We start from the raw sequence: 12,693 nt of genomic DNA on the forward strand, positions 1-12,693 counted from the left end.
ATTATGATAGATGACATATGGTTATATTTCTATAAATGATAATTATGTTTTGTTTATAGGATGTTTCAGGGATAGTATTCATAATCAGAATAGTATGTTAAATGACATATGGAGAGACTACCGGACTTGTCTGAAAGTGCTAATTCTATTGACTTTTGGTTGATTTAGAGTTAACTTTCTTGAACATAATCATTCTTTATGTATTGATAATCAGTGCATCTTTGTTTGTTGTGCTCTTACATTTCAAACCTTTTTGCCTTATATTTATATACGGTAAAGATGCCTCCTGGCATCTTTCTGCGGCTTAATACTAACCTCTAACCTCAGTTTTTATGAAGAAACCTCTACTCTTGTCATTTATTATCCTATTAATCGGAATAAATGTTATGGCAGCAGGGGGACCTGGCTTTACTGACTTTTCGTCCCCCGAGAATACCTTTAACGGTGTCACGCTTTTGGCGGCGGCACCTCCCCCGACAATTACCGGTGGACAGAGTTTTTCAGTTCTGGAGAATAGCGCTTTGGGAACAGATGTAGGTACTGTTGGTGCCAGTGATGTTACGACGAATCCGTCCTGGTCGATTTCCAGTAATGTGAACCCCGATGGAGACGGTGAAGATGCCTTTGCTATTAATGCAACGACGGGACAGATAACCGTGAATGATCCCACCGATCTGGATTATGAAACCAATACTTCTTTCGTTATCGAAGTATCGTTATCCGATGATTCCGGTGCGGCTACACCTGTGAATGTGACTATTAACCTGGAAGATGTGAACGAATTTGCTCCGGTCGTTAATTCAGTGACGGCTATTGATATTGCGGAGAATTTGGCAGACAACACGCCTGTAGGTACAGCTTTGTCAGCAGATGATCAGGATGGAACAACTAATATACAGAATTGGGCAATCGCATCCGGCAATACCAATAACGCATTTGCAATAGATGGTTCAGGGCAGATATCAGTGAACTCGAGTGCTGCGTTGGACTATGAGACGACAACCACGTTTACCTTGGGAATTACGGTTGATGATGATGATTATACCAGTGCAGAGCAAACCGTGACCATTAATCTGACGGACTTAAATGATGTTGCTCCGGTGGTGACAGCCAGCCAAAGTTTTACCACTGATGAGAATACTACTGCCGGAACCGACTTGTCTCCGGTTCTTGTGGCCACGGATGGCGATGTTACATCAACGACTTTCTCCAACTGGACGATCAGTACCAATGTCGATCCGGATGGAGATGGGACGGATGCGTTCGCTATCAATGCAAGTAACGGTCAAATAACGGTAAATGATGCCGGTGATCTAGATTATGAAACAAATACATCTCTTACGATTCAAGTAACGGTATATGACGGTGCCAACACCAGTGCTCCGCAGGATGTGACCATCAATCTGAATAATCTGAACGACGAAGCTCCGGTCATCACGGCTAGTCAGGAGTTTACTGTGGCAGAAAACAGTGATTACGGAACGGTGGTTGGAACGGTAGCTGTTACCGATCCGGATGATGCATCAACGGTTTATCATGACTGGACCATTACTACCGGAAATACCAATGGAGCGTTTGCCATTAATTCAACGTCCGGACAAATTACGGTAGCCAATACCTCACAACTCGATCGGGAAACAACCGCTTCATTTACACTTGGCTTGACTGTAAATGACGGAACCAATACCAGTGCGGAGGCAACCGTAACAGTGCTCTTAAGTGATGTGAATGATGTGGCTCCGGTTATTACCGCCAGTCAGTCGTTTGATATTCCTGAGGGGAGTAGCAACGGAACCGTTGTGGGCACTGTTGCAGTGACAGATGGTGACGTAACTTCTACAACCTTCTCTAGTTGGACCATTACGAATGGAAATACGGATAACGCATTTGCGATTAATGGGACAACCGGCGAAATTACAGTGGCGACCTCTTCGGCTCTGGATATTATGGTTAATCCAACTTTCACATTAACGTTAACTGTTAGCGACGGCGTCAATACCAGCGCAGATGAGACGGTAACCATTAATCTAACGGATATCAACAATCAAAATCCGGTTGTCACCAATGGTCAGACATTTGACGTGGATGAGAATAGTGCCGCGACCACATCGGTAGGAACGGTGGCTGCAACAGACGCCGATTCCAATACAACTTTCCAGGATTGGACGATTACCAGCAATGTGAATGGTGACGGTGACGCTAATGATGCTTTTGCTGTTGATGCTTCTACGGGAGAAATTACCGTCAACGATGCGGATGATTTGGATCGGGAGGCGAATGCTTCTCTGGTCATTCAGGTTACGGTTAGTGACGGAACGAACACATCAGTAGCAGAGAACGTAACCATTAATTTGAATGATTTGAATGACGTCGATCCGGTTGTTGATAGCGGACAATCTTTCAGCATTGCTGAAAATCGTCCGAACGGGACGGTTGTCGGAACGGCTATTGCGACGGATGGTGATGTTTCATCGACAACTTTCCAGGACTGGACCATTGCTTCGAGTACCACTGCCGGTGCTTTTGCCATTAATGCTTCCACGGGAGAGATCACTGTGGCTGATTCGACTTTGCTGGATCGGGAAACTGTGGCGTCCATCACACTGGGTTTAACGGTAGGAGATGGCGTTAATACCAGCGATTCACAGGATGTGACCATTTCATTATCCGATGTAAATGATGTAGCTCCGGTGATTACTGCTGACCAGGTTTTCAATGTGGATGAGGGAAGTGCCAATGGAACAGTTGTTGGAACAGTTGATGTAACCGATCAGGATATCACTTCAACGACTTATCACGACTGGACCATAACCGGAGGGAATACCGACAATGCATTTGGAATTAGTGCGTCTTCCGGAGAAATTACCGTGACAAATAGTTCAGCTTTAGATTTCGGAGTTAATCCATCGTTTACACTGGTATTAACCGTCAATGACGGAACGAATACGAGTGCTGCGGAAAGTGTTACCATCAATTTGAACGATATCAACGATAAAGCTCCTGTTATTACAGCAGATCAAAATTTCGCGATAGACGAGAACAGTGACAATTCAACCATCGTTGGAACAGTAGCAGCGACCGATCCGGATGCAGGAACCACTTTCCAGTATTGGACCATTGTTTCCGGCAACACCGATAATGCGTTTGCCATCAATAGTTCAACGGGTGAAATTACGGTAGCGACCAGTACTGCTCTCGACAAAGAGACAACGCCTTCCTTCACCCTTAGTTTAACCGTTAGTGACGGCGCGAATACCAGTGCTGAGCAAACCGTTGTCATTACTTTGAACGATTTGAACGATGAAGTGCCGGTAATAACAGCCGATCAAACTTTCTCTATCGATGAGAACAGTGCGAATGGTTCATCGGTGGGAACGGTGCTGGCTACAGACGGTGATGTAACGGCGACAACCTTCCAAAACTGGACGATTACTGATGGTAATACGAATGGAACCTTTACCATCAATGGGTCTACCGGTGAAATCACTGTGGCTAAATCAACGGAGCTCGACAGGGAAGTAGTTACTTCTTACACGTTGACGGTAACCGTTGATGATGGAGTGAATACCAGCGACGCTCAAACGCTCATTGTAAATGTAAATGACGTGAATGATGTGTTGCCGGTGATAACCGCATCACAATCCTTCACCATTGATGAGAATAGTGTTGGGGGAACCGTTGTGGGAACCCTGACCGCAACGGATGGCGATGTGACAGCTACTACTTTCGGGTCATGGCAGATTGTTTCCAATGTGAACGGAGATGGAGACACGAACAATGCTTTTACCATAAACACCGGGACGGGCGAGATAACGGTGAACGATGCCGGCGATTTGGACCGCGAAGCTGCGGCTTCATTTACGATTGGCGTTACGGTGAGCGATGGAGTTAATACCAGTTTGCAACAGGACGTGGTTATTTACCTTGATGACTTGAACGACGAAGCACCGGTCGTAACGGCTAACCAAAGTTTCTCGCTTGATGAGAATTCACCGGACGATACCGTTATTGGAACTGTGGTAGCAACCGATATTGATGTAACGGCCACCACTTTCGGGAACTGGAGAATTGTTTCGAACGTGAACCCGAATAACGATGTTCTGGAGGCTTTCGGTATTGACGATGTGACGGGTGAGATTTTCGTGAATGATTCTTCGGATCTGGATCGGGAACAAAATGCTTCACTGACCATACAGGTGACGGTTTCGGACGGAGAAAATACCAGCGATCCAGTGGATGTGGTAATCAATTTGAATGAATTGAATGATGTAGCGCCAGTAGTTACAGCCGATCAGTCGTTTACCATCAAAGAAAAAAGTGATGTTGGAACGACGGTTGGAACACTTGTGGCAACTGATGGTGATATAAGTGCCACCACTTTCCAGGATTGGACCATTGCAACCAACACGGATGTGGATGGTGACGGAACTGGTACTTTTGCACTGAATACCGATACAGGAGTACTTACTGTTGCTGATTCAGATGATTTGGACCGTGAACAAAATGCGTCACTGACCATTCGGGTAACGGTTGGCGATGGTGTCAGTACCAGCGATACTACTGATGTGGTCATTAATTTGAGTGACACTAACAACCAGCCTCCTATGGTTACAGCAGGACAAACTTTCCCGGTTGATGAGAATGCTACCAATGGAACCGAGGTAGGAACTGTGGCCGCGACTGATGCCGATGTAACAGCTACCACGTTCCGCGATTGGACTATTGTTGGTGGTAATGATGCCGGAACATTTGCAATCAATGATTCGACAGGAGTCATTACGGTTGCGGACAGTACGCTGCTCGATCGGGAAACGATTGAATCCATTGTGTTAAGTATTACGGTGAGCGACAGTATTAATGTAAGTACTCCGGAGGATGTAACCATTACATTGACCGATGTGAATGATGTGGCACCGGTTGTAACCGCCAATCAATCATTTACGATTGAAGAGAATAGTGCCAACGATTTGGTTATTGGTACGCTGGCAGCAACCGATGGTGATGTGTCGGCTACTACGTTCCAAAACTGGAGTATCCTTACGGGAAATGCTTCCGGAACCTTTGCGCTTGATGAATCCAGTGGAGCATTATCCGTTGCTGATAGTACGGCGCTCGATCGCGAAACAACATCCTCAATTACGATAGGTGTTGTTACAGGCGACGGAGTGAATACCAGCGATACGTTAGATGTAGTCATTAATCTCACGGATGTGAACGATGTAACGCCGCTCGTTACGGCCGATCAGTCATTCAATGTCGATGAAAACAGTGCGGCTGGCACGACCATTGGAACGGTGCTTGCCACGGATGGTGATGTAACCCCAACAACCTTTACGAACTGGACAATTAGCTCGGGAAATGATGACAATGCTTTTGCCATCGATAGTTTGTCGGGTGTTCTCTCAGTCAATGATCCGGCAACGCTTGATCGCGAAGTCCTCGATTCATTAATTATCGGTGTATTTGTCAGCGATGGATTGGATACCAGTGCTGTGCAGAATGTAACGATACATCTGAACGATGTGAACGACGTTCTTCCGGTTATTGCAGCTGATTCGACGTTCACCATCGACGAGAATAGCCCTGCTGGTACTATTGTAGGAACTGCTTCAGCTACGGATGGGGATGTGACAGCAACCACTTTTTCCAACTGGGCTATTATTGATGGAAATACCGAAGGAGCTTTTGCCATTGATGGTAGTTCCGGCCAGATAACGGTTGCACAAAGTTCGGCATTGGATCGGGAGAAAATCGATACCCTGAAGCTGAGTGTAACGGTTAGCGATGGAGTGAATACCAGCGCTCCAGAATTGGTGATTGTAACACTTAACGATGTGAACGATATTCTGCCGGTGATTGCTGCCGGACAATCCTTCACCCTTCCCGAGAATACGGTGGCAGGAACCTCTGTTGGAACGATCCAGGTAGCTGACAGTGACGTAACGGCGAGTACATTCAATAACTGGCAAATATCGACCAATTTCGACGGAAACGGTAATGGCAATCCCGCTTTTGCCATCGATAGTTTATCGGGTAACTTGACGGTGAACGATCCGGGCGATCTGAATTTCGAAACAACACCGGATTTCAACATTGCGGTAACGGTTGACGACAGTGTAAATACCAGCCTTCCGGTAGAAGTGGCATTGCATCTGACTGACAAAAATGACAATGCACCGGTTATCATCACAATGCCGTATTTCACCATTCAGGAAAATTCCGAAATCGGAACGTTGGTGGCCCAGTTTGAAGCTACCGACGTAGACGTTACGCCGGCAACCTTCACCTGGCACATTGTCAAAAATGCCGATCCCGACAAAGATGGAGCGGAGGCATTCATCATCAATGAAACGAATGGTAACCTGTATATCCGCGACAAGGATGACTTCGATTATGAAACCAACGACGAACTGAAAGTCCAAATTTCGGTTTGGGATGGCATTAACCGGAGCGATTATCTGGAAGTGATTGTCGGGATAACCAACGATACAAGCGACGACGTGACAACCGGTCTGGACGATCTTGCCTTGAAAGAAGTGAAGGTTTATCCGAACCCGGCTCAAAGTTACTTCTATATCGACGGTCCTGTCGGGGAAACCGTACAACTAGTCGACATGAATGGCCGATTGGTTAAAACGGCGTTGATGGAATCAAACATCCAGCGCTTTGATCTATCCGGAACTCCAAAGGGAATCTACCTGGTGCAGATACAGCACAAAACCGTATCGAAAGTAATTATCAGGTAATTTCCGAATTTCTCCTACAATCCGGGGCTCTCCTGTTTCAGGGGAGCCTTTTTTATATTAATACAGTCCGCTTAATGGCGACTGCGATAAATTGAAGATTAGATTATGTTTTGTTGAAAATCAAGACTTTTTTGTTATTTCTTTGGCAGCGCGTTCCCGAAACAGTATTTTCGTGGTAACGAGACGTTCGCTAATCATCTGTTATGGTTTATACAACACATCAGAAAAAACCGGTTACTGCCCGACCCTTTCTTAAGTGGGCTGGTGGAAAGAGGCAGCTTTTGCCGGTCATTACAGATGCTTTGCCGAAGAATTTGGCTCGGGATGCATTCGTCTACGTCGAGCCTTTTGTGGGGAGTGGTGCTGTTCTTTTCCGTATGCTACATCATTTTCCCAATATCGAAAGAGCCGTTATCAACGATGTCAATGAAGATTTAATTGACGCCTACCGAACGGTTCAGGAGGAACCGGACGCATTGATCGATGCCTTGCAGCAACTGGAACGGGAATATTACGGTAACCCGGAAGAAGAATTCCGGCAAATGCATTACCAAATGGTTCGCGAACTGTTTAATGGCCGAAGCGCTTCGCGGGCGAATCATACAGCTTACCTGATTTTTCTGAACCGGACCTGTTATAATGGATTGTACCGGGTAAATAAAGACAATCAGTTCAATGTTCCTTTCGGGAAACACAAGAATCCCAGAATTTGTAACGAAGCGAATATCCGTTTGGTACACGAAGCGTTGCAGAAAGTGGAGATTCGGTTGGGCGACTTTGACGCTTTGAGCGATTTAGTGACACCCAACGCATTTTTCTATTTCGATCCACCTTACAAGCCCATTAGCTCAACGGCTTCGTTTAACGCTTACTCGCAAAATGGCTTTGGTGATGGCGACCAGGAGCGCCTGAAAGCTTTTTGCGATAAACTACATAAAACCGGGTCCCGCTGGATGCTTAGTAATTCTGATCCGAAAAACGAAAATCCGGAAAATCATTTCTTCGACGAATTGTATGGCGACTTCCACATCGAACGTGTGAAGGCACGGAGGGTTATCAATTCACGCGGAAGTAACCGGGGTGAAATCAGTGAGTTGCTAATTCGGAATTACGACTAAAATCCTTTTTCCAGCATCAGCTTATCTAGTTCGTTTGCCGATTTTCCTTTGCTGAAAGTGGCAGCCTGTTCCGGTGATTTGTCCTCTATTAATATTTGATGAATACCCAGCCGCTTGACACGTTTCTTCAGGATCGCATGCTCCTTGTTTTCTTCCGCAACCATGCCATAATAAACGACGGTTAGCCATTGTTCCACTTCGTCGGTCATCTCACCGTATTGCAACGAAAGTTGTTTGATGCGCCATAGAATCAAGGGGTCGATTATTTTCCCGGTAGGTGCATAAACCGATACAAAATCGTTGTGCAATTTTTGCCTGCCGAAACGATTTCCGATGGTTTTAAGCCTTTGAAAATATGCCACATCACGCGGTGCAGTTGTTTTTCCTTCCGGAGAACGAAGGAAAACGCACCACGCATCGAACTTGCCACGGCCAAAGAAAACGACCGCCCCATTGGTTAGCCTGGTTGGATCGTGCATTGGTAATCTCCATTTCTGTGAAAATAACCCGGTCTAAGGTTTCCGTACAATATTGAAATTGAATTCCACCGTTCCAATTTTGCTGAACAAGCGAAGCCAGAGCGGAAGCAACATTTCGGTTCCACGTGCAGCAGTAATATCGCCTAAATCGGTGATATTATCAGCCTTCCATCCGAATTCCTGAAGCAATGCGGATACCTTCATCCTTGCATCGGAATCGTTGCCACAAACGAATACATTGTGATCGCCGGGAATGCCTTCGGGATGCAACATGATTTCGCAATTCATTGTGTTGAGGGATTTCACTACGCGAGATTCGGGGAAATGTTGCTGAATCTGTTCACCCAATGAACTATCGTTGCAGAAAAGCAATTTAGGCGGCATACCGTGTGTAAAATCAAGCGGATTGGCCACATCGATGATGATCTTCCCTTTCAAATTATCGGCACCTGCCAGTTCAAGTGCTGTAATGGATGCATGCCCGTTGGTACAGTTGAAAACAATTTCGTCGGCAAAAATAGCCGCATCGGCAAAAGTTCCGTTTTCGGCTAAGTCACCGTATTTTTCAGAGAAAGCCAGGGCTTTTTCATTTTCCGCTGAGCGTGATCCCATGCAGACCTCATAACCTCTTCCAACTAAGCGGGATGCAATGGCCTGACCGACCATCCCTGTTCCCAGAACACCAATTTTACTCATAGCTTTTGTCATTGGTTATATTATACATGATTAGGTTGATTTCAGAATTATTTTTCGTCGCCGTAAATAGCCACCTGCTTTTCTCCATCCGATTTTACGAAGCCGCGAAACATGCCCGGTGTGTTCGTCATCATCACGATATTTCCCTCTTTATCCACACCAATCATACCGCCATCGCCACCAGCTTTTACCAGTTCGTTATTGATAACTTCATCGGCGGCGTCATGAAACGAAAGATGTTTGTATTCCATCAGGGCGGAAATGGTCCGCGCAACGGTGTACCGGATGAAAAACTCGCCGTGGCCGGTACAGGAGATGGCACAACTTTGATTGCTGGCGTAGGTGCCGGCACCGATAATGGGGGAGTCGCCAATGCGGTGAAATTTCTTATTCGTCATTCCGCCGGTGGAGGTTCCGGCCGCCAGATTGCCATACTGGTCGAGCGCGGCACAACCAACGGTTCCGAATTTGTTTTTTCCTTCGGTGGCTAGATAATGCTGCAGCGCGTCCCAGCGGTTTTGCGTAAAGAAGTAACTGCTGTCGACGGTGGTCAAACCTTGTTGCCGGGCAAATTCCGATGCCCCGGAACCGTAAAGCATTACATGCTCCGATTTTTCCATCACTTTCCGCGCCAGCGAGATGGGATTTTTTACATCGCCAACTCCGGCTACAGCTCCGGCATTCAACGTTTTGCCATCCATCAAAGAGGCATCCATTTCGTTGGTACCATAGTGCGAAAAAACGGCGCCTTTCCCGGCATTAAATAACGGGGAATTTTCCATTACCCTAATAGTATGCTCTACGGCATCGATGGAGGTGCCTCCACGACTCAAAACTGCCTGTCCGGTGTCAAGTGCTTCACTAAGCTTATCGCGAAATTGTTTCTCCAGCTCCGGACCAAGATTTTCGCGGCTGACAACACCAGCACCTCCGTGAATCACCAAAACATATTTCGGTGGCTGCGCTTGTGCCGGCCCGGATAGAAAGCTTGCGAAGAGGAGTAAGAAAAGAAAACCCGGGAGAAAGGCTGTTCGGTTCATTTTGCAGGTATTGGATTCTTTCTGATGAAGATAGGAAAAACCGCTGCCAAATGAAAAGCCTTCAAACAGGGAAAAAGAAAAAGGCTGCAACGGACTTTATTCCATCGCAGCCTTTGATACTATATTATTAATCAGTCAAGCCTTGAAAATGCTTATTGCTTGTACATCGACTCACGCAATTCCTTGATGCGATCGTCGGAAATATAATCGTCGTAATCTATCAGTTTGTCGATGATGCCGTTTGGTGTCAATTCGATGACACGGTTACAAACCGTTTGGATGAACTCGTGGTCATGCGATGACATTAACACGATGCCGGGGAAACTAATCAAGCCGTTGTTGAATGCCTGAATGGATTCCAGGTCAAGGTGGTTGGTTGGATTATCCAGCATTACTACGTTAGGATGTCGCATCATCAAACGTGAAATCATACAACGCATCTTTTCACCTCCTGAAAGCACCTTCGAGTTTTTGAAAATCTCCTCGCCCGAAAAGAGCATCTTTCCGAGGAACGAGCGAAGAAAGCTGGCGTCTGTATTGTTGGTATATTGCGCTAACCAGTCGACCAGCGGCAAATCGTTTTTAAAGAAACGGTTATTATCCATCGGAAGGTAGCCGGTGGTTACCGTTATTCCCCATTCAAATTCGCCGGTGTCGGGTTTATCATCTTCGTTTAGAATATTGAAAAGAGCTGTCATAGCACGCGTATCGCGCGACAGGAAAACCACTTTCTCATCCTTCTCAATGGTGAAATTGACGTTGTTGAATACTACTTCTCCATCGATACTTTTGCTCAGGTTCTTCACCGTAAGGATGTTGTTACCCACTTCCCGCTCGGGTTGGAAAATAATTCCGGGGTAACGGCGGGTCGATGGCTGAATCTCTTCCACATTCAGCTTTTCCAGCATTTTTTTACGGCTGGTGGTCTGTTTCGATTTGGCTACGTTGGCGCTAAAGCGCGAAATAAACTCCTGAAGCTCCTTCTTCTTCTCCTCCATTTTCTTGTTCTGCTGAGCCATCTGGCGGGCAGCCAACTGACTCGAGTGGTACCAGAAGGAGTAGTTTCCACCGAACATGCGTACTTTTCCGAAATCGATATCTACCGTGTGGGTAGAAACACTGTCGAGGAAGTGACGGTCGTGCGAAACCAGAATCACTGTATTGTTAAAGTTGGCCAGAAAGTTCTCCAGCCACATCACAGTTTCCAGGTCAAGGTCGTTGGTAGGCTCATCGAGCAACAGGTTGTCGGGATTTCCGAACAATGCCTGAGCGAGCAATACACGAACCTTTTCTTTCTGCTCCAGATCGCCCATACGACGGTAATGCAAGCTTTCGCGAATACCCAGTCCACTTAGCAGCGCAGCTGCATCGCTCTCTGCATTCCATCCGTCCATCTCCGCGAATTTATCTTCCAATTCGGCGGCTTTCATCCCGTCCGCTTCCGAGAAATCGGGCTTGGCATAAATGGCATTCTTCTCCTGCATGATGCTCCACAACTCCTGGTAACCCATCATTACGGCATCGAGGACGTTGTATTCATCATACGCGTGGTGGTCCTGGCTGAGCACTGATAATCGTTCGCCGGGCCCCATGGAAATAGAACCCCTGGTCGAATCCTGCTCTCCTGAAATCATTTTCAAAAAAGTAGATTTTCCGGCTCCGTTGGCTCCAATCACTCCGTAGCAGTTTCCGGGTGTAAACTTCATGTTCACATCCTGAAAAAGTATTCTTTTACCAAACTGAATGGCTAAATCTGAAACTGTAATCATTTTTATAAAAGGCTTTTGAGGCCGCAAATGTAGAAAAAAAACGATGCAGAACTGGCAATTAGGCGTTAAGAAATCGGAACGATTATATAAACAAACGGTAATTAAACCGTTTGCGGAATCTTTAATCCAACATAACGAGTAAATGAAAGCCGCGAAAATCTTTTTTCAAATTCCGGCGCAAGTTTTTTTACCTTGAAGTGTCCAAAAGAAAAATCCGGACAACGATTGAACCCATTAATGGACGAAAAACAACTGGTCATTGATTTGCAGGCAGGCGACGAAAAAGCTTTTCGTCACCTTGTCGGGAAGTACCAACAACAGGTATTCCGGACGGCTATGGGATTTGTCCACGATGGTTCGGATGCGGATGACATTGCACAGGAAGTTTTTGTGGAGGTTTTTCGTTCGGTCGACAAATTTCGGGGCGAGGCAAGTCTTTCGACCTGGATTTACCGGATGACCGTCAACCGTTCGCTAAACCGGTTACGGAGCCGGAAACGAAAAGGCTTTTTTCAGCGAATCGAAGCGTTCTTTCAGGATGATGCAGATTGGACCGGAGAACCGGAAGCTGATTGTTCTATCCACCCCGAAACGGTGGTAGGTAACCAGGAAATGGCTCAGGCGTTACAACAAGCGCTGGAAAGTCTACCGGAAAATCAACGGACTGCTTTTGTGCTTTATCATTACGAAGATATGGCTTACAAGGAAATCGCTTCCGTAATGAAGGTATCGCTGGCTTCGGTTGAGTCGCTGATTCACCGGGCACGTAAGAATCTGCAAAAGAAACTGATGAATTTTTACAAAAAATGATGATCCCGGCGCAAGTTTTCCCGGGCAACGGTGTC

At 46.2% G+C, this 12,693-nt stretch carries 7 protein-coding genes; 3 read left to right on the forward strand and 4 right to left on the reverse strand.

Translation table 11 applies throughout. The features are described 5' to 3' along the window. The first annotated feature begins 332 nt into the window (after nucleotides 1–332). Both T426_RS0102080 and T426_RS0102085 read left to right on the forward strand, forming a co-directional pair. Complete coding sequence (locus tag T426_RS0102080) at nucleotides 333–6,746, forward strand: cadherin domain-containing protein (RefSeq protein WP_081782333.1); 6,414 nt, start codon at nucleotides 333–335, stop codon at nucleotides 6,744–6,746. Between the two features lie 203 nt (nucleotides 6,747–6,949). Next, nucleotides 6,950–7,864, forward strand: coding sequence for a DNA adenine methylase (locus T426_RS0102085; RefSeq protein ID WP_027585208.1), 915 nt, complete (start codon nucleotides 6,950–6,952; stop codon nucleotides 7,862–7,864). Here the strand turns inward: T426_RS0102085 and T426_RS0102090 are convergent. The 4 genes from T426_RS0102090 to T426_RS0102105 form a co-directional block, all read right to left on the reverse strand. Next, nucleotides 7,861–8,343 (reverse strand): DUF7004 family protein, encoded by a 483-nt coding sequence (locus tag T426_RS0102090; protein ID WP_027585209.1) that lies wholly within the window; start codon nucleotides 8,341–8,343, stop codon nucleotides 7,861–7,863. The two genes, T426_RS0102085 and T426_RS0102090, sit on opposite strands and share 4 nt — an antisense overlap. A gap of 33 nt (nucleotides 8,344–8,376) precedes the next feature. Continuing rightward, nucleotides 8,377–9,039, reverse strand: coding sequence for an NADPH-dependent F420 reductase (locus T426_RS0102095; RefSeq protein ID WP_036984160.1), 663 nt, complete (start codon nucleotides 9,037–9,039; stop codon nucleotides 8,377–8,379). A gap of 47 nt (nucleotides 9,040–9,086) precedes the next feature. Continuing rightward, nucleotides 9,087–10,079 carry an isoaspartyl peptidase/L-asparaginase family protein gene (locus tag T426_RS0102100; RefSeq protein ID WP_027585210.1) on the reverse strand — a complete coding sequence of 331 codons (993 nt, stop codon included), beginning with the start codon at nucleotides 10,077–10,079 and terminating at the stop codon, nucleotides 9,087–9,089. Between the two features lie 152 nt (nucleotides 10,080–10,231). Then, nucleotides 10,232–11,848: an ABC-F family ATP-binding cassette domain-containing protein gene (locus tag T426_RS0102105; protein ID WP_025862883.1), complete on the reverse strand. Its 1,617-nt coding sequence runs from the start codon at nucleotides 11,846–11,848 to the stop codon at nucleotides 10,232–10,234. 237 nt (nucleotides 11,849–12,085) lie between these two features. On the opposite strand from T426_RS0102105, the gene T426_RS0102110 reads away from it, so the two are divergent. Further along, nucleotides 12,086–12,658: an RNA polymerase sigma factor gene (locus T426_RS0102110; protein ID WP_051538442.1), complete on the forward strand. Its 573-nt coding sequence runs from the start codon at nucleotides 12,086–12,088 to the stop codon at nucleotides 12,656–12,658. Nucleotides 12,659–12,693: the final 35 nt, after the last annotated feature.

It is taken from the genome of Prolixibacter bellariivorans ATCC BAA-1284 (genome assembly GCF_000621705.1).
In the GTDB taxonomy this organism is placed as follows: Bacteria; Bacteroidota; Bacteroidia; order Bacteroidales; family Prolixibacteraceae; genus Prolixibacter; species Prolixibacter bellariivorans.

Bases quoted from the DNA above. Each gene is read 5' to 3' on its own strand.
- T426_RS0102080 (WP_081782333.1), top strand. From the start codon at position 333: ATGAAGAAACCTCTACTCTTGTCATTTATTATCCTATTAATCGGAATA.
- T426_RS0102085 (WP_027585208.1), top strand. From the start codon at position 6,950: ATGGTTTATACAACACATCAGAAAAAACCGGTTACTGCCCGACCCTTT.
- T426_RS0102090 (WP_027585209.1), bottom strand. From the start codon at position 8,343: ATGCACGATCCAACCAGGCTAACCAATGGGGCGGTCGTTTTCTTTGGC.
- T426_RS0102095 (WP_036984160.1), bottom strand. From the start codon at position 9,039: ATGAGTAAAATTGGTGTTCTGGGAACAGGGATGGTCGGTCAGGCCATT.
- T426_RS0102100 (WP_027585210.1), bottom strand. From the start codon at position 10,079: ATGAACCGAACAGCCTTTCTCCCGGGTTTTCTTTTCTTACTCCTCTTC.
- T426_RS0102105 (WP_025862883.1), bottom strand. From the start codon at position 11,848: ATGATTACAGTTTCAGATTTAGCCATTCAGTTTGGTAAAAGAATACTT.
- T426_RS0102110 (WP_051538442.1), top strand. From the start codon at position 12,086: ATGGACGAAAAACAACTGGTCATTGATTTGCAGGCAGGCGACGAAAAA.